Origin of the sequence: Sorangium sp. So ce1504, from assembly GCF_051521635.1 — a bacterium.
Lineage (GTDB): Bacteria > Myxococcota_A > Polyangia > Polyangiales > Polyangiaceae > Sorangium > Sorangium cellulosum_B.
The window spans coordinates 12,098,502-12,116,802 of the sequence record NZ_CP150365.1 but is presented as its reverse complement, the minus strand read 5'-3'; the positions used below and the strand labels follow the sequence as shown (position 1 = coordinate 12,116,802).

Genomic DNA, 18,301 nt, shown 5'->3' with positions numbered 1-18,301 from the left:
CACGGGGCAAAGAGCCTCAGTGTGGCGTTCCTGAGTGCTGTCTGGCGCGACGCCCTCGCGAGCGGGGGCTTCTCCTGTTCGTCGCAGCAGGGGCGGGCGCACCGAGATAAGAAGAGCTCGTCAAGCGCGAGGGAGCTCATCTGCAGGAAGCGAGCTAGAGTGGCGGCTGGCGAGGGGGGGGTGCGTCACAGGTGGCGGGGTCACCACGCCCCGAGCGCCACAACGCCGATCTGCTGGGCCGTCGTCACCGGCAAGACATGGAGGGCGGCCGGCGCCGCCTTCGCTCGCGGGGACGAGGAGCCCGCGAAGAAGGACACCACGGTCGCAGCGCCAACGACGACCCCCGTCGCGACAAGGGCGGCCCCGAGGACGCGGGACGTGTCGCGCTGGACGCGCAAGCGGTGGAGCTCGGGGCAGGCGGAGGGCTGCGGCACCTGGCGACACGCGTCCCAGGTCGATGCTGGATCGCGGTTGAGGCCGCCGCCGCGCTCGTCGATGTCTCGATCGAGGACGTTCGCCCGGAGCATGAAGACAGTCCCCGAGGAGATGGCGGCCGTCGTGACGGCGATCCCCGCGATCCGCAGTGTTCCCGGCCACGACGCCCAGGGCCCAGGCGCCGGGGCCGCGGCCGGTCCGACCGGGCCGCGCTTCGTCGCGCTTGGCTCGGGGGTGCGCGGGGGCGCCGGGGCCACGCGCGACAGCGTCAGCGTCGCGCCGATCGTCGCCCCGCCGGCGATCTCGACCCGATGAGAGAGCTCCTCGTATCCCGACAGGCGGGCCCGGAGCGTGTGTTTCCCCGGATCGACGAACAGCTCGAGGACCGTGGCTCCCGTCCCGATCGGCTCGTCGTCCAGGAGAACCTCGGCGTCGGGCGGAGCGGCAGCCACGTAGATCCTTCCGACGTGCTCCAGCGCCTTGTTGAACCCGGCCGTGAACCGGCGGACGAGCGGCTCCTTCAGGGCGGCATCGTGTTCGAGGCTCTCCCCCAGGTGCTCGGCGGCCTCCCGGTGCTTGCCCTGCTCCAGCTCGGAGAGCCCGAGATACCCGAGGACCTCGGCCTGCTGCACCTCGGTCATCCCGGCGGCGTCGGGCGCCGCCAGGGCGGCCTCGAAGCTCGCCTCGGCGTCCGCCCACCGCTTCGAGAAGAAGGAGATCCGGGCCTTCTGGCGCAGCGCCGCGGCCGCCGGCGGCGAGCCCCCGGGCGGCGGCGCCGCGCGCGAGGGCCCCGTGGCGCTGATCAACGCGCCGAGAAGGCAGCACCGCAACAGGACCGACCGCAAGCGCAAGCGCGTCATGGATAGCCCACCTTATCAACGACGTCCCCAGCCCGGCAACGGCGCGCGCCCGCGCCGCTGCATGCGTTTTCACGACGATTTGACGTCGTCTCGACGTGCCCGTCGACCGCGCGCGCACCTGAACGTCCGCTCCTTACGCGAGACCGCCCAGCACGATGGCGTTCCACTTCCATCGGCACCCCGGGCTGGTGTTCCATGGAACGGTCCCCCCACCCACGCGCGAGCTCGATCCCATGCCCCCTGCCGCCTCGCCCAACTTCGCGTTTCTCGCCCACCACGACCCGCGCCTCGTCGTGCTCGGGACGCAGGCGGAGCGCTACTTCGCCGAGGACCCGAACACCTGCCTGGTGAAGCTGCGGCAGTTCGGCGAGATCCTCGCTCAGCGCGCCGCCGCGCGCCTCGGGCTCTACATGTCGCCCGAAGACAACCAGGCCACGCTGATCGGCCGGCTCCGCGACCGGGGCGCGCTCGACGCGACGACACGGCAGCTCTTCCACGATCTGCGCGTCGCCGGAAACAAGGCGACCCACGAGCTCCGCGGCGACCATCACGAGGCGCTTCACCAGCTCAAGATGGCGCGCGAGCTCGCCGTCTGGTTCCAGCGCTCGTTCGGGAACAACAGGAAGTTCGACCCCGGGCCCTTCGTGCCGCCCCCGGATCCCGCGAAGGAAGACGCCGCGCTCGCCGCCGAGCTCGAGCGGCTGCGCGGAGAGCTGGCCAGGAGCAAGGTCGACATCGAGGCCGTCCGAGCCGCCGCCGAGGAGGAGGCAAGGAAGCGCCTCACGGCCGAGGAGCGCGCCCGGAAGGAGGCCGAGGACCGGGCGCTCTGGGAAGCGCTCGCCACCGAGGCCGAGCAGAAGCGGTCGAAGGACGTCGAGGCCTTCGAGCGCCAGAAGGCGCAGCTCGCCGCGGAGCTCGCCGCCCTCCAGGCCCAGGCCGCGGCTGCGCCCGCCGCAGAGGTTCAAGCCTTTGTCGACCGCGCCGCGGAAGCAGCGCAGGCGATCCACCTCGACGAGGCCGCGACCCGCCGGCTCATCGACAAGCAGCTCCGCGACGCCGGATGGGAAGCGGACTCCGAGCAGCTTCACTACAGGCGGGGAACGAGGCCGCAGAAGGGAAAGAACCTCGCCATCGCCGAGTGGCCGACGGAGACTGGCCCTGTCGACTACGCGCTGTTCGTCGGGCTCGAGGCGTTCGCCGTCGTCGAGGCCAAGAAGATGAGCGTGGACGTGGCCAACGTGCTCAAGCAGCAGACCACGCGTTATAGCCGCGGCTTCAAGGTGGAGGGCGACGCCAGGTTCGCGGGTGGTCCGTGGGGTGGGGCGCACAAAGTGCCGTTCCTCTTCGCCACGAACGGGCGGGCGTATCTCAAGCAGCTCGAAACCAAGAGCGGTATCTGGTTCCGCGACGCGCGGCGGCCAGCCCACCTCGCGCGCCCGCTCCAGGGCTGGTACACGCCCGAGGGGCTCGTCGCGCTCTTCAAGCAGGACATCGACGCCGCCCACGCGAAGCTGGGGAGCGAGCCCACGGGCTACCTCGATCTGCGCGACTACCAGATCAGCGCCATCCGGGCCGTGGAGGCGGCGATCGAGAACGGGCAACGGGCGTGCCTCGTGGCGATGGCCACGGGGACAGGGAAGACGCGCACCGCCATCGGGCTCGTCTACCGGCTGATCAAGGCCCAGCGATTCCGGCGCGTGCTCTTCCTCGTCGACCGGAGCGCGCTCGGGGAGCAGACGGTGGACGCGCTCAAGGACGCGCGGCTCGAGAACCTGCAGACGTTCGCGGAGATCTACAACATCAAGGGTCTCGACGACGTGCGGCCCGACGCGGGCACCAAGCTGCATGTCGCGACCATTCAGGGCATGGTCAAGCGCGTCCTCTCGCCGAAAGAGGAGGGCGACAACGACAAGAGCGACGTGCCGCCGGTCGACCAGTACGACTGCATCGTCGTCGACGAATGTCATCGCGGGTACACGCTCGACCAGGAGATGAGCGACGTCGAGCTGAGCTTCCGCAGCCTCGACGACTACGTCTCCAGGTACCGGCGCGTCCTCGATCACTTCGACGCGGTGAAGATCGGCCTCACGGCCACGCCCGCGGCGCACACCGCGGAGATCTTCGGCAAGCCGGTCTTCCTCTACTCGTACCGGGAGGCGGTGATCGACGGTTGCCTCGTCGACCACGAGCCGCCGGTGTCCATCGTCACCGAGCTCGCGAGGAAGGGGATGATCTGGAAGAAGGGCGAGAAGATGCGGCGCATCGACCCGCGCACCGCCGCCATGGAGCTCGTCGACGTCAAGGACGAGGTGAAGATCGACATCGACGGATTCAACAGCAAGGTCATCACCGAGAGCTTCAATGAGGTCGTGTGCGCCGAGCTCGCCAGGCACATCGACCCCACGCTCCCAGGGAAGACCCTTATCTTCTGCGTCAACGACGCTCACGCCGATCTGGTCGTCAGGTTCCTGGAGGCGGCGTTCGCCGCTCAATACGGCAGGATCGACGAGGGGGCGGTGGCCAAGATCACCGGCCACCCCAGCGTCGATCGCCCGCTCCAGCTCATCCGGCACTTCAAGAACGAGCGCCTCCCCAACGTGGTGGTCACCGTGGATCTCCTGACCACCGGCGTCGATGTCCCGGCGATCTGCAACCTCGTCTTTCTGCGGCAGGTCAAGAGCCGCATCCTGTACGAGCAGATGCTCGGCCGGGCCACGCGCCTGTGCCCGCAGATTGATAAGGCGAGCTTCCGCATCTTCGACGCGGTGGCGCTGTACGAGAACTTCGAGCGGCTCACCTCGATGACGCCGGTGGTGAACGACGTGAGCTTCTCGTTCGAGGCGCTCGTGGGCGAGCTCCGGACGGTGAAGGACGCCGAGGCGCGGGCGGCGGTGCTCGAGCAGCTCATCGCCAAGCTCCAGCGCAAGCGGCAGGTGCTCAAGGGGGATCGCCTCTCCCGGTTCGAGAACATCGCAGGGATGTCGCCGGCCGAGGTCGCGCGCTTGCTCAAGGCGGGGACGCCGGAGGCTGCGGTGGAGTTCTTCGCCCAGCACGGGTATCTCGTCTCGTTCCTCGACAAGAAGATCGAGGCTGGCCGGCCGCTGATCGTCTCGGAGCACCCCGACTGGGTGATCGAGGTGGGGCCCGGCCACGGCAAGCTGGCGCGGCCGGACGATTACCTGGAAGGCTTCGCGGCCTATCTTCGCGACCACGGCAACGCGCTCCCCGCGCTGATGCTCGTCACACAGCGGCCGCGCGACCTCACCCGCGAGCAGCTCCGGGAGCTCAAGCTCGCGCTCGACGGGGCCGGCTACAGCGAGGCGGGGCTGCGGGCCGCGTGGCGGTACAAGACCAACGCCGACATCGCCGCCTCCGTCATGGGCTTCATCCGGCGCGCTTCGCTCGGCGATCCGCTCGTGCCTTATGGCGAGCGGGTGGACCGGGCGGTGGCGAAGATCGGCCAGAGCCGCGCGTGGACGGCCGTGCAGCGAAAGTGGCTCGAGCGCATCGGCAAGCAGATCAAGGCGGACGAGGTCGTGGACCGGGCGGCGCTCGATCGCGGGCAGTTCCAGGCCGACGGCGGCTTCCAGCGGATCGACAAGATCTTCGACGGGCAGCTCGAGCAGGTGCTGGGCGACCTGAAGGAGGCGATCTGGGAGAAGGCGGCGGGCTGACTATGGTAGGTAGAGCGCGCCGACCATGACGACCGCCGATATCGTCCGCAAGCTCTGGGATCTGTGCCACGTCCTGCGGGACGATGGCATCACCTACCACGAATACCTCACCGAGCTGACGTACCTGCTCTTCCTCAAGATGGCGAAGGAGACGGGCACGGAGAGGGAGCTCCCGAAGGGGTATCGCTGGGACGACCTCGCTGCGAAAGATGGTGTCGGGCTGCTCACCTTCTACCGCGCCACGCTGCTCCACCTGGGCACCGAGGCGTCAGGGCGCGTGCAGGCGATCTTCGTCAACGCCAAGACGTCGATCAAGCAACCGAAGAACCTCGGAACGCTGGTGAAGGAGATCGAGCGACTCGACTGGTACTCGGCGCGCGAGGAGGGCCTCGGCAAGATGTACGAGGATCTGCTCGAGCGGAACGCGAGCGAGAAGAAGTCGGGCGCAGGGCAGTACTTCACGCCGCGGCCGCTCATCGACTGCATGGTGCAGCTGGTCCAGCCGAAGGCGGGGGAGCTGGTGCAGGACCCGGCGGCGGGGACGGCGGGGTTTCTGATTGCGGCGGATCGGTTCATCAGGGCGGATGACAAGATCTATGAGCTGAGCCAGCGCGACCAGGAGTTTCAGAAGAAGAAGGCCTTCTACGGGATCGAGCTGGTGGAGGACGCGCACCGGCTGGCGCTGATGAACCTGATGCTGCACAACATCGAGGGGAATCTGCTGCGCGGGGACACGCTCTCGTCCGATGGCGAGCGGCTCGCTCCTGCAGATGTGATCCTGACGAATCCGCCCTTCGGGACGAAGAAGGGGGGCGGGCTGCCGTCGCGCAAGGACTTCACGTATCCGACGTCGAACAAGCAGCTCGCGTTCTTGCAGCACATCTACCGAGGACTGAAGCCGGGCGGGCGGGCCGCGGTGGTGCTGCCCGACAATGTGCTCTTCGAGGAGAACACCGGGGCGCAGATCCGGGCAGATTTAATGGACAAGTGCGATCTGCACACGATCCTGCGACTGCCGACGGGAATCTTTTACGCGCAGGGGGTGAAGACCAACGTACTGTTCTTCACGCGCGGGGAGGAGCGGAAGGATAAGGGGAACACCAAGGCGGTGTGGGTCTATGACTTGCGGGCGAACATGCCGTCGTTTGGAAAGCGGACGCCGCTCGGGCAGGAGCACTTCTCGGAGTTCGAGAAGGCGTTTGGGAGCGACCCGTACGGGAAGAGCCGGCGGAAGGACCAGGGGGAGGAGGGGCGGTTCCGGAAGTTTACCCGGGAGGAGATCAAGGGGCGGGGGGATAACCTCGATATCGCGTGGCTCAAGGACGAGAGCGTGCATGGGGCGGATGATCTGCCCGAACCGGAGGAAATCGCGGCGGAGATCCTAGCGAAGCTGCGATTGGCGACTGAGGAGCTCGAGAACCTCCGGGCAGCGCTGGGAGTGGAAACGTGATTGGCGATGACATGCCCGCCGGTTGGTGTACCGCGCGAGTAGCAGATCTCGCGCGACCAGACGAACAGCCAGTCCTGACTGGACCATTTGGTACCAACCTGGGACGCGAGGACTTTGTTAACAAGGGTACGCCGGTCCTGACGATCGGGTGCCTAACGGACTCCGGAGTCTGCCTTGATAAGGCCAACTATGTAATCCCCGACAAAGCGAAAGACCTGGATAGATATAGGTTGCGCGAGGGAGACATCCTGTTCTCGCGCATGGCATCCGTTGGGCGTGCGAGCATTGTACCCAGGGCGTTAAACGGCAGCCTGTTTAATTACCATATCATGAGGCTTCGCCTTGCGGACGCAACGTACATGCCGCAGCTATTCATGTACTATGTACGCGGGGCCTCGATCGTTCGTGATTACCTTGATGAGGTGAACCACGGAGCCACACGGGACGGCGTCAATACAGCACAGTTGCTGGATATGCCCGTTCTGCTGCCACCGGCCGCTGAGCAGCGCCGCATCGTCGCCAAGCTCGAAGACCTCACCACCAAGAGCCGCCGCGCCAAGGAGGCGCTCGACGCCATCCCCGCGCTCCTCGAGCGCTTCCGCCAGTCCGTGCTCGCAGCCGCCTTCCGCGGCGATCTCACGGCAGACTGGCGGGAGAAGAACCCCGACGTGGAGCCGGCCGAGGAGCTGCTCAAGCGGATCCGCGCCGAGCGGCGGCGGCGGTGGGAGGAAGCGGAGCTCGCCAAGATGCGGGCGAAGGGGAAGGTGCCGGGGGACGATCGGTGGAAGGAGCGGTATAAGGAGCCGGAGCCGGCGGATGCGAGCGAGTTACCGGAGCTGCCAGAAGGGTGGTGCTGGACGACTCTGGGCGAGTTAGCATGGTCCGTCAAAGACGGCCCTCATTACAGCCCAAAGTACGAGGATAGCGGAGTTCCGTTCTTGTCCGGAGGCAACATCCGACCGGAAGGTATTGACTTCAAGAACGTGAAGTACATCAGCGAGAAACTTCACGCAGAGCTCGCCGAACGATGCTTACCGGAGATCGGTGACATACTCTACACCAAGGGTGGCACTACCGGAATCGCTCGTGTTAATACTTACGATCGCATCTTCAATGTGTGGGTGCATGTTGCGGTGCTGAAGCTCGTGTCCGGTGCTCGCCCGTTCTTTGTGCAGCACATGTTGAACTCGCCGGCCTGCTATGCCGAGTCGCAGGTGCTCACGCATGGCGTAGGGAATCAGGATCTAGGTCTCACCAGAATGGTCAACATAGCCCTGCCGCTGGCGCCAGTGGCAGAACAGGACCGCTGCGTCGAGCGCATAGATGCCATAATAAGCCGTTCGCGAGCGCTTGCTGAGGTTGCGGGGCGAGCGACCGAGCTTGCGAATGGCATTGACCGCGCCATCCTCGCGAAAGCCTTCCGCGGCGAGCTCGTCCCCCAGGACCCGAACGACGAGCCCGCCTCCGTCCTCCTCGAGCGCCTCCGCGCCGAGCGCGAGCAGAACGGCAAGACCACCAACGGCGCCGGCCACCGCCGCACCGCCGCATCCCCGCCCCCAGCCCCATCCGACCCCACGGTTCCAGGAAGGAAACCCCACGCAAGCCGCCGAAGCCAAGCGCCGGCGCGTTCTCGAGGGTAGCAAGCAGTTCCCGGTGCCGCACTACCGGCGGCCGTACTCCTCCCCCTGGCAGCGGGCGCAGTGAGAGGCATCTGGTAGCCTCGCCTGCCGAATGGACTCACCGTCACCGCCGCGACCGGGAGCGCTCAGCCTTCGCAATGGCCAGCAAGTAGCCCGCGCGCGGAATGCGGCCGACCGCGCCAGATCCGTACGCACTACCGCATGGACATCGTCGTGATGTAGACAACCTGTTGACGTCGCCTTCCAGTGGGAGAACGGTGCGCGCATCCGGAAAGGGAGGAAAACATGGGAGACGGCTTGAAGAAGGTGAGCGCGCTCGTGTCGTGCGGCGGGCTCGCAGCGGTGCTCGTGTCGGCATGCGACTTGTCCTACACTTGCGACACAGTGGAGCCGGGAAGCGCGGGTGCTGGATACCCGACAGAATCCGCAGGGGCGGGAGATTTCCCAAGTAACGGCGAAGAAGACGAAGGTGGAAGCGAAGACGTGGGCAGCGACTCGTCCGCGTTAATGGCAGGGTGCACGCCAGTTCACGAATGTACCGAGATGTACGAGAAATGCAGGGACATGGGGCGGCGGTGCACGCGTCCGATTGGCCACAGGAGTCTTTGTGATTACTGCCGCGAAGATTGCCAGGATAAACGGCCCTACAAATACAGTGAATGCTACGAGTGTGGGTTTAATTGAGCATGACGGACGTCCCTATGCTTCTTGATGCGACGCACGTCGCCTTTGATCCGCCAACAGCAGACCGCCTGGTTCAGCTCGGTGCTACCAACGTTGTGCGCGCGTCAGACTGTCTTGTCATCGGACCGAGCCGTCGGGATGCCGCAGAACATAACCGGCTCCGCGAGACGTGGTTGTCCCTCTCTGAGGCCCACTCCGATAGGGATGATTCTGGCGAAAAGTGGGATCGGCTCTACTCTACGGATGTTCGCTGGGAGCTGCCCGTCGTCTTGTGGGTATCAGTGAGCCTCCACGAACGAGTGAACCTATGGAGGACCTGTAGCTGGTTGAGGCACATTGGTATCGCATGCAGTGACATCATTGTCGCCGAGTTCGAGTTTGTGTACGGCACAAGAACAAGTCCTCCAGAGCCGCCGATCGTTCCGCGGTTCAACTGCTCCGCCTCGGTGGCCGACCATCTGGACAAGGCTCTTCTGGATCGTCTCGTCGAGTCGCGCCCTTGGCCAGTGGAACGCTACGATCGTGCCGTTCGCCTCTGGGAAAGCTACGCCGATGAGGATCCCTTGGCCTTCGTCGAGAGCTGCATGGCTGGTGTCGAAGGGTTCCCGGAGCTTGCCCCCTTGTGGGAGCTTCTGTCATGCTTCTTTCCGAGAAGGACCACGGAAGGCGCCCTGCGCCTCAGCCGATTCGACGAGCTCATCCTGACCATCCTCTCGGGAAAGGATTACAAAACTGACGTGTCCGTGTTCTGCGACAAGTCGCAATCGGGACTGGACTTGCGAGGAATTATTACCTGTACAGGCGACCTGTTCCTGGAAGCTCGTCTGTCCCAATGGGCGAGGCACGATTCGAGCGCATTCGTGGAGCGCGCGCCTGGCCCGAATCCTGGCGAGGTGATGAAGTCGTTCGTCTACCGCCTCACCGAACGTGGCATCCGACTCCGCGACGAGGGGCTCGAACAGCTCACGGATGCGCCAAGCCTGCCCATCGCCGGGACCGAGGCGTATGCACCTTCATCCCCCTGGATATTGCTCGAAGACGGACGGCTCGCTCGGCTGTGAGGGGTAGCAGCGGCTCCGGCCAGCGCGGCCCAGATCGGCGCAGGCGCCAGCGGTGAACGGTGAACACCAGCGAACACGTGGCCGCGATCTTCACCGGCCCGACGCGGGACGCGATGATCACCGACACTGCACACCGGCGGCCGTGCTCCCACTCCTGGCCCCGGGCGCAGTGAGATGCCTTATGCAGCCTCGGCTGCAAGAGGGGCCGGCCATCATGACCGCGACCGGGCGCGCCCATCGACCTGGCGATGGTCAGCGGGCAAAGCCCATCTGATTCATCGCCAGCCTGGCGGGCGGCATCGGCCAACCGTCACGAGAGCACTTCGATGGCCGTCGTCGCCCCAAGGACGTTATCGATCCAGCGGTCGAGGGTCGCCATGTCCGTGCATGCCTGGACGCGCTCTCTCTCGCTCTCGCTGAGCACGATCCCGGCCCGCGCGAGCAACCGAAGCAGGGTGTCCCTCTTGCCTTCGAGCTTGCCCTCGAGCTTGCTGCGATCCATGAGCTCCCGCACGAACGGAAAAGTCGTCTCGCCTTCGATCTGCCGTTCCATCACCAACGCCTCCAGAGCCCGCCGCATGGGCTCACGCAACCCGCTCCAGATGACCTGAAAGTAGACCATGGCGTGCTCCTGGTCGAGCCGGCCAAGGGCAACGAGCGCCGCCCGGACCACGGTGAGCCCGTTCGGCCCGTTGCCGTGCGCCACCGCCGAGAGCACGGCGAGCTCCGCCTCCTTCCCGGCCTCGTCAGGGTCGGTGATCTCGGGGACGACGGCCGGACCGAGCACCAGCGGCTCGACGTTGCCGCGGCCCAGGCCGAGATCGATGGTCTCCGCCGCCCAGGCGGCCACGCCGGCGTCCGGTGCGACCACGAGGACGACCGTGCCGCAGCGCTTCCTGGCGCGTACGACCGTCACGTACGTCGGCCACGAGAACTTCTTGTCCGGGTCCACGTCGCGCTGGACCTCGACGACGATCGCCAGAACGAGCGTGCCGCTCGTCTCTCGAAGCTCGAGCACGAGGTCAGCGCGGAACTCCACCGGGATGAGCTGCTCGAGCGACGACTCGACCACCGCGACCGAGGCGTGCGGCGGCACCTCGACGTGGAAGAGCGTCGCGAGCAAGTGGGGCGCGAGCTCCGGGTGCTCACGGAACATCTCGACGAGGGCGTTGTGCTCGAGCGTCGGCATGATGTTCGACCTTGAGCACCCCCCATGCCGGCACGAAACGACGAGAAAGCTCGGTGACAGTGCCGACTCAGGGGTGGCGGCGCCATGGCGGGTGGCGGCCACCACTCCCCCTCCACGGCGGTGGCCCATGCGCCAGCCAACCGCTCCGCGCTCGCCTCCCTGAGCACCGGCGGCAACGGCCTGATTCCGCTCGTGTATCCGAGGGCCCCCACGTGCAGCCGCCCCGTGCCCTGACCGCCGCGGGGCACGCGCTGGCCACACGCCGTGACGAATCCGAGGAGCTCCCCGGAATTCATGAGTGGGAGAGCGCAGCTCGGCCCCTGCGGGCCCCACGGCACGAGCCTGGCGCGCCGCGCAATCCAGCATGACCGCAACCACTCTAGAGACGCCCCGATGCCCTCAGTGACCCATGAAGCCCTGGTGGAGCTGTTCAAGAACCGGCCGACGCTGGCCGCCGAGATGCTGCACGACGCGCTCGGCCATCCGGTCCCGACCTTCACGGAGGCGCGCGTCGAGTCCTCCGATTTCACCGAGCTCGTGCCCTCCGATCGCCGCGCGGACGTCGTCGTTGTGCTGCTGGTCGGCGAGCAGCAGCAGCCCGCGATGGCCATCGTGGTCGAGGTCCAGCTCGGCGTGGACCCGGACAAGCCCTACGTCTGGCCGGTGTACGTCACCCAGACGCGCGCCCGGCACCGCTGCCCAACCCGGCTGCTGGTCGTGACGATCGGCGCGGCGATAGCGCGGTGGAGCGCGCGGCCGATCGACACCGGCCACCCTGGCTGGACGCTGACGCCGCTGGTGCTCGGGCCCCAGCGCGTCCCGGTCGTCACCGACGTCGAGCAGGCGAAGGCGGCGCCCGAGGTCGCCGTGCTCTCCGCGATGGCGCACGGACAAAGCGAGGCGGCGGAGGCGATCGGCGAGGCATTCTTCGCGGCGGCGGCCGGGCTCGATGAGGAGCGCCGGGCCGTCTACGGGGATCGGGTGCTATCCTCGCTGAACGCAGCGGCGAGGCGGAAGTTGGAGGCGATGATGAAGAGCGGTTATGAATTTCAGAGCGAGTTCGCGCGCAGCTACGTAGCAAAGGGCCGACAGGAAGGCCGGAAGGAGGGAATCCTCGAAGCCAAGGCGCACGACGTGCTCGCCTTCCTCGAGGCCCGCGGGCTAGAGGTCCCCGCCGAGGTCCGGGAACGCGTCCTCGCGAGCACCGACCTCGACGAGCTGGATCGCTGGATCCGCCGCGCCGCCGTGATCAGCGACGCCAGGGAGCTCCTCGCCACGACCGGCTCCTGAACCGACGCCTCGGGCTTCAGGAGCAGACGAGCGCGCTGCTCCTGTCGCCTGAAGGCGACGGCAGGTGGCCCATGCGCCAGGCTGCTTCTCCGCGCTCGGCTCCTTCGGCGCCAGCGGTAACGCCGGCGGCCCCGGACATGACGGTACCCGGGCTTCCGGTACGACAGGTTCGGAGTCGCCTCGGTTTTCGGAACGAAAATCCACGGCTCTCGCCATGTCGTCCGGGTGGAGGCGCCGGGAATCGATCCCGGAGCTGACTCGGAGGGCCAGCTGCGCACGAAACACGGAGCACCCCCTCTCGTGCAGCCCCGTGCTCTGACCGTCGCTGCACACGCGGATCACACGGCGTAATGACCTCGCGGAGCCACCCGGAATTCATGAGTGGGAGGACGCTGCTCGGCTCCTGTGGACCGACCGCAGGAGCCCGGCACGTCACGCAAGTCAATCATGACTGTAACCACCAGGACCCGCACGACGAGCCCGCCTCCGTGCTCCTTGAGCGCCTCCGTGCTGCGCGCGAGCAGAACGTCAAGACCACCAACGGCGCCGGCCGCCGCCGCACCGCCGCATCCCCGCCCGCCGCCCCGACTGTTCCAGAGAGGAAATCCCCTGCAAACCGCCGAAGCCAAGCTCTAGCGCGTTCTCGAGGGTAGCAAGCAATTCCCGGTGCCGCACTACCGGCGGCCGTACTCCTACTCCTGGCAGTGGGCGCAGTAAAAGGCATCTGGCAGCCCCGGCTGCCGGAGGGGCCGACCATGATGGCCGCGACCGGGAGCGCTCATCGCGCCTGGCGATCGTCAGCGGGCAAAGTCCATCTGATTCATCACCACGCCGATGGGCCGCATCCGTCAACTGTCACGAGAGCACCTCGGCGTTCCGCTCCCAGCGGACGCGCAGGGGCGGGTCGTGCGAGCCCACGAGATCGATCTACTCGGTCTCGCTCGCGGACAGCTCTATTCCTAGCACTTCACAAGCCAGGCGAGTACAGGAGGCGCAGATGTTGGCTTCTGGCCCGGCTACAAGCTTCGATTCTGTATCGGCCTTTCCGCAGAACGAGCATGACCTGGGTACCGCAGTTTCTGTTACGTGCGCGATCTCGCCTTGACGTGCGTTGAGGTGGCGTCCGGTTCCGGCAAGTTCTTCGATGACGGCCATTGCCGTATACATCAATCTGATGGACTCGCGTGTTACTGCAAGGAGGCCTTGCGCGATGGTCGTGGACGCTTGAGCCAAAGCGGCCGGACTTGACACCGCCTCCCTACAGTGTTTCAGCGCTGAATCCGCATTGTCAATAGTGACGCTCAAGAAATCCTGGTAGCGACTCAGTGCCTTGCGTCCAAGATGCAGATCCTTTGTCGCGCGTTCAAGATGCTCGGCCGCTGCACTTCGCGCGAACTGAACCAGGTCTTTAACCGCCGTGATCTCGTCATCGAGCGTCATGTTACGGACATCCTGAACTACTGCGCCTTTTTGAGGCATGCGGTGAGCAGTGCTGAAGCAGCCGCCCAGCACGCGAGTCGGAGGTTTGGTGGAGACGCGTTACACAGCTTCATGTTGTGCTTCCATGCCGTGTAGCATTGCTTCTTCGTCCATTCCGGCGATATAGGCTCGTTGCTTGTCTCGTTCTCGTCGAGGGAGTACGGCCCTTCCGCGATCGCTGCGCTCGTCTGAAAATTGTAATTGCCAACACCAACCGCGTCAACGTAATTGGTAGCTGGGCTCGCCGTCTCGGCCATCGACTCTGTATGTATTCCCATTGTGCCCAGGAATCCGAGCGCAAGACACCAGCGTGTCAGCAGAAATCCTTTTGTTCCCATGGCACGGATCCATGCACGGCATTGTTTCCTCGTACACGCAGTTGACTGTCACGCGAGCGAGCGGTTTCAGCGATTGGGTTCGGGACGTAGTCGAGCATCGGGAGGCGCACGTCAGCGAGCTCAGGAAGAGCGCCGGAGCTGACTCGGCCAGCTCGGTCGCGGTAGGGACGGCCCTTCGCCCCGTCGAGCTCGGACCGCCCCCCGCACGGATCCCAGCGAGCGGAATTGCCGCACTGGGCTCCTGCCTCGGGTTCGGACGTCAAAGCGCTCGTCAGGCCAGGGATGCAGCACGCGGGCCGGAGGGATCCACCGCTGTTCAAGCTCCTTCATCCGCCCCCAGTCCGTCCGGTCACGTTGGCCCCGACGCCGCAGGGCGCGGTGCCACATACGGACGATCTGCGTACGGAACGACGACAGCGTATGGATGTTCGTCGGCACGGCGTGGTACGCAAAGTATCCGCGCACCACCTGCGCTGGATCCACAGGTCGAAGACGTAGTGCAAGTAGACATTCGCCAGCAGGGGCAACACCGTCGCCCCCTGGGAGGATCCCTGCTCGCTTTCAGTCCAGCGACTCCTGGCGCGGACCTCTTCTTCAGCGAGAGGTAGGCATCCCGAAGCCGATCCACGGTGAGGTGGTGGAAGAGCGCCGTGAATCTTGCTTTCCTGTCCTGTCGTGCCCTCTGGCGTATACGGTCGAGCGCACTGGGCGCACCTTCGATCCGGCTCTGCGTCCGGAGTGCGTTTTGCGTCGGCGCCCGGGACTGCCTGATTTCGCGGCTCAATACCCTGCCCTTGCGTACCCCTGTCAACGCTTCGCGGGCCCCCTTGCGGGTGCAGGCGCATGACTCGGGGCCGTTGTGGGTCGCTACTCCTTCAACGTAAGGCTCTTTCATCCTCATCTTCCTGCCGGTTTATCCCGGCGCACTATCCGTTCGGTAGAGCCCATCCTGACGTCGAGCCGGTCAGGGACATAGGCTTGCCGTGCGATGCGAGAGCGACGGCAGGGCGCCGGCAACGGCGGCGAGACCGGACCGAGGGGCCCCGAAGCGACGCCCGAGGAGCGCACGGCCGGTGACGGCGGCGTGCGAAGGCGGCGCCCCAGCAAGTCGAGCGCATTGGCCGCGGAGACCGAGCCGCAGAGGAGCGGCCGCAAGCGGCGCGCGCCGAGTCCTCCGATTTCACCGAGATCGTGCCCTCCGATCGCCGGGCGGATGTCGTCGTCGTGCTGCTGGTCGGCGAGCAGCAGCGGCCCGCGATGGCCATCGTGGTCGAGGTCCAGCTCGGCGTGGACCCGGACAAGCCCTACGTATGGCCGGTGTACGTCACCCAGACGCGCGCCCGGCACCGCTGCCCGACCGGGCTGCTGGTCGTGACCATCGACGCGGTGATGGCGCGCTGGAGCGCGCGGCCGATCGACACTGGCCACCCTGGCTGGACGCTGACGCCGCTGGTGCTCGGGCCCCAAGGCGTTCCGGTCGTCACCGACGCCGAGCAGGCGAAGGCGGCGCCCGAGGTGGCCGTGCTCTCGGCCATGGCGCACGGACAGAGCGAGGTGGCGGAGGCGATCGGCTTGGCCTTTTTCTCGGGGGCGGCGGACGAGCTCGATGAGGAGCGCCGAGCCGTCTACGGGGACCTGGTGCTATCCTCGCTGAACGCAGCGGCGAGGCGGAAGTTGGAGGCGATGATGAAGAGCGGTTACCAGTTTCAGAGCGAATTCGCGCGCGGCTACGTAGCGAAAGGTCGGCAGGAGGGAATCGTCGAAGCCAAAGCGCACGACGTGCTCGCCATCCTCGAGGCCCGCGGGCTGGAGGTCCCCGCCGAGGTGCGGGAACGCGTCCTCGCGAGCACCGACATCGACGAGCTGGATCGCTGGATCCGCCGCGCCGCCGTGATCAGCGACGCCCAGGAGCTCCTCGCCACGACCGGCTCCTGAACCGACGCCCCGGGCCCCAGGAGCAGCCGAGCGCGCTGCCCCTGTCGCCAGACGGCGATGCGGGGTGTCCCCTGCACCCCTCCTACTTCTCCGCGCTCGCCTCCTTGAGCGGCGGCGGCAGCGCCGGCAGCCCCGGACGCGGACGATACCCCGGCTTCCGGTACGACATGATCGGGATCGCCTCGTTCTTGTACGGCGCGCTCTCCCCCGGCTTCGGGCACTGATCTCGCACCCAGTACACGTCGAACGCCACGATCTCGTCCTCCGGCCGCCCGGTCCGCTCATGGTACCTGAGCAGGTAGTCCTGGAGGCCCGGCTTGCGAAATGCCTTGTTCCGATCGAGCCGGATCCGGTTGAAATAGTCCTGCTGGATCTGCCCGAGCCCCAGCCCCCGCGCGTCGGAGAGGTTCAGATCCGGCGGGAGCCCCGTGAACGGATCCACATGCCGGCCGTCGACCGTGATCGCGTCCACGCTGATCGACCCGTCGTCCGTGATCGGGTTCGGCGCGAACATCCCCCACCCCTGGAGGATGCGCGGATACACGATCGTCGCCTGCACGAACTTCGGCTGAGTGTGCTTGAGGAACGCCGGAACGCTCTTGTTCTCGTTGATGGCCTGGCTCACCGCGCAGAGCCCTAGGTACGCGACCAGCGCCTCCCGCGCGATCGTCCTTCCGCGGGCGAAGCGCTCCGCGAGCGGCGACGGGCTCTCCACCACGCCCGCCCCCCGCCCGCGCGGCGCCCGATCCAGCCCGAAATACCGCGCGATCCCGTCGCGCCGCCTCGAGACGACCCCGAGCAGCGCGCCCGGCGCGCCGAGGGCCAGCGCCCAGACGAACGGCCAGGCAAAGCGACCTCCAGGGAGCGCCTGCACGATCTCGCGCAGCGCCGCCGCGCCGCGGAACACCCGCCCATCCGCCAGGTCGGTCGCGTCGCGCACCTCGAAGAGCTCCGGCCGGAGCTCCCCTCCCCCGGCCGCCTCCGCGCCGTCCGCCGGGACAGCGCGCGCCTCCTCGAACCGGAGCAGCTCCAGCGCGTCGAGCCGGACAAGGAAGCGCATGAGCGCGAACGCGATCGGCGAATCGCCGTCATAGACGACGACCCGGGGCGCCGCGCGGCGGCGGTACCAGCGCTCGAGCGCGTCCCAGTGCTGCGCCGTCGGCAGCAGGAACGACCAGGCGATCATGAACCACGAGAACGGGCCGAGGCGCATCATCACCCCGAACGAGCCGTGCAGGGCCCACATCCCCCCCATCGCGAGCGCCCGCGTGAAGCGGCGGCCATAGGGCGAGAGGATCCACGTGATGAGCAGCGCCTCGAGCACCAGCACGCCCCAGGTGAGCCCCTTCATCGCCCAGAAAGGGATGAGCTCCCGCGCGAGGACGGCGATCCCGGTCACCATGCGATCGAGGTGCAAGACGTAGTGCACCGTCTCGCCGCGACGCCAGATCTGGCCCGACTTGTTGACGACGTTGAAATAATAGATGGTCGCCAGGTTCAGGATCGCGAGGAGCACGATCCCCGAGACGTACGGCCGCTCGGCCCACTCGGGACGCCTCCGATCCGCGAGATCGGCGGCCGTCCGCTCCCGCCGCTCACGGTACGAGCGAATCAGCGCGTCGACGGAGAAGCGCCTGCCGGTCGGCATGAACATGGCCCAGCAGGTGATGATGTTCACGACGACATAGCCGCCGTTCTCGATCATGACGATCCGGTTGTCCCTGCTCGCCACGAGCACGAACGCCAGGATCGAGAACAGCCGCGTGTTCCATCCGACGAAGAAGCAGAGAAAGCAGAAGAGCGAGAGCGCGAACGCGACGTGGACCTCTCCCGTCGACGAGAACGCGTGATACAGGCTGAAGTTGTATCCGCTGCTCGGGTGGAAGAGGTGATAGTGGTTGGTGAGCACCCCTTCGTTGCTGTAGATCCAGCTCGCCTCGGCCCAGTGGCGCACGCAGTCGGCCGAGAGGAGGAAGCCGAGCACCAGCCTGAACAGGCCGAGCGTGCGGACGTCGATGGTGCAGTAATGCTCCTTGATCCATCGCCCCACGCGCCGGAGGCGCCCCTCGGCCGGACGCCTCGGAGCCCCGCCCTCGGGCGCTCGCGGCGCGCCCTCACCGCGCGGCGCGCTCTCCCGCGGCTCGCCCTCGCCGGGCGGAACATCCCCTGTCGACGCGCCCTCACCGGGCGGCGCGCCCGCGCCACTTCCGAGCGCCGCGTCGGGTTCCGCGGCGCTCGGGTCCTCGTCAGGCCGACCCATCCGAGC

Annotated in this window: 10 protein-coding genes; 6 read left to right on the top strand and 4 right to left on the bottom strand. The window is 66.8% G+C overall.

Going from position 1 to position 18,301, the window contains the following annotated elements:
• Positions 1 to 200: 200 nt before the first annotated feature.
• Positions 201 to 1,295 (bottom strand): PEGA domain-containing protein, encoded by a 1,095-nt coding sequence (locus WMF39_RS45655; RefSeq protein ID WP_437742696.1) that lies wholly within the window; start codon positions 1,293 to 1,295, stop codon positions 201 to 203.
• Positions 1,296 to 1,528: 233 nt separating this feature from the next.
• On the opposite strand from WMF39_RS45655, the gene hsdR reads away from it, so the two are divergent.
• The 4 genes from hsdR to WMF39_RS45635 all read left to right on the top strand — a co-directional run bounded on the left by hsdR (position 1,529) and on the right by WMF39_RS45635 (position 9,804).
• Positions 1,529 to 4,969: a type I restriction-modification system endonuclease gene (gene hsdR / locus WMF39_RS45650; RefSeq protein WP_437742695.1), complete on the top strand. Its 3,441-nt coding sequence runs from the start codon at positions 1,529 to 1,531 to the stop codon at positions 4,967 to 4,969.
• Between the two features lie 25 nt (positions 4,970 to 4,994).
• Complete coding sequence (locus tag WMF39_RS45645) at positions 4,995 to 6,419, top strand: N-6 DNA methylase (RefSeq protein ID WP_437742694.1); 1,425 nt, start codon at positions 4,995 to 4,997, stop codon at positions 6,417 to 6,419.
• 11 nt (positions 6,420 to 6,430) lie between these two features.
• Positions 6,431 to 8,059, top strand: a complete 1,629-nt coding sequence (locus WMF39_RS45640; RefSeq protein WP_437748121.1) for a restriction endonuclease subunit S — start codon at positions 6,431 to 6,433, stop codon at positions 8,057 to 8,059.
• 1,010 nt (positions 8,060 to 9,069) lie between these two features.
• Positions 9,070 to 9,804, top strand: coding sequence for a hypothetical protein (locus WMF39_RS45635; RefSeq protein ID WP_437742693.1), 735 nt, complete (start codon positions 9,070 to 9,072; stop codon positions 9,802 to 9,804).
• 310 nt (positions 9,805 to 10,114) lie between these two features.
• Here WMF39_RS45635 and WMF39_RS45630 read toward each other — a convergent pair whose 3' ends face one another.
• Positions 10,115 to 10,993, bottom strand: a complete 879-nt coding sequence (locus WMF39_RS45630; protein ID WP_437742692.1) for a hypothetical protein — start codon at positions 10,991 to 10,993, stop codon at positions 10,115 to 10,117.
• A 393-nt stretch (positions 10,994 to 11,386) separates the two neighbouring features.
• On the opposite strand from WMF39_RS45630, the gene WMF39_RS45625 reads away from it, so the two are divergent.
• Entirely contained in the window at positions 11,387 to 12,283 is an 897-nt protein-coding gene (locus WMF39_RS45625) for a hypothetical protein (protein WP_437742691.1), read from the top strand.
• Between the two features lie 927 nt (positions 12,284 to 13,210).
• Here the strand turns inward: WMF39_RS45625 and WMF39_RS45620 are convergent.
• On the bottom strand, positions 13,211 to 13,723 hold the full coding sequence (locus WMF39_RS45620; RefSeq protein WP_437742690.1) for a ClpX C4-type zinc finger protein: 513 nt from the start codon (positions 13,721 to 13,723) through the stop codon (positions 13,211 to 13,213).
• 1,493 nt (positions 13,724 to 15,216) lie between these two features.
• Between WMF39_RS45620 and WMF39_RS45615 the strand changes: the two genes are divergently transcribed.
• A complete protein-coding gene (locus WMF39_RS45615; protein WP_437748120.1) occupies positions 15,217 to 16,035 on the top strand; it encodes a hypothetical protein in 819 nt (272 codons plus the stop codon).
• Positions 16,036 to 16,117: 82 nt separating this feature from the next.
• Here WMF39_RS45615 and WMF39_RS45610 read toward each other — a convergent pair whose 3' ends face one another.
• A complete protein-coding gene (locus WMF39_RS45610; RefSeq protein WP_437742689.1) occupies positions 16,118 to 18,295 on the bottom strand; it encodes a hypothetical protein in 2,178 nt (725 codons plus the stop codon).
• Positions 18,296 to 18,301: the final 6 nt, after the last annotated feature.

What these genes read in the sequence shown, in the direction of transcription:
- WMF39_RS45645 (WP_437742694.1), top strand. Translation starts at nt 4,995, where the DNA reads ATGACGACCGCCGATATCGTCCGCAAGCTCTGGGATCTGTGCCACGTC.
- WMF39_RS45640 (WP_437748121.1), top strand. Translation starts at nt 6,431, where the DNA reads ATGCCCGCCGGTTGGTGTACCGCGCGAGTAGCAGATCTCGCGCGACCA.
- hsdR (WP_437742695.1), top strand. Translation starts at nt 1,529, where the DNA reads ATGCCCCCTGCCGCCTCGCCCAACTTCGCGTTTCTCGCCCACCACGAC.
- WMF39_RS45655 (WP_437742696.1), bottom strand. Translation starts at nt 1,295, where the DNA reads ATGACGCGCTTGCGCTTGCGGTCGGTCCTGTTGCGGTGCTGCCTTCTC.
- WMF39_RS45625 (WP_437742691.1), top strand. Translation starts at nt 11,387, where the DNA reads ATGCCCTCAGTGACCCATGAAGCCCTGGTGGAGCTGTTCAAGAACCGG.
- WMF39_RS45620 (WP_437742690.1), bottom strand. Translation starts at nt 13,723, where the DNA reads ATGACGCTCGATGACGAGATCACGGCGGTTAAAGACCTGGTTCAGTTC.
- WMF39_RS45610 (WP_437742689.1), bottom strand. Translation starts at nt 18,295, where the DNA reads ATGGGTCGGCCTGACGAGGACCCGAGCGCCGCGGAACCCGACGCGGCG.
- WMF39_RS45630 (WP_437742692.1), bottom strand. Translation starts at nt 10,993, where the DNA reads ATGCCGACGCTCGAGCACAACGCCCTCGTCGAGATGTTCCGTGAGCAC.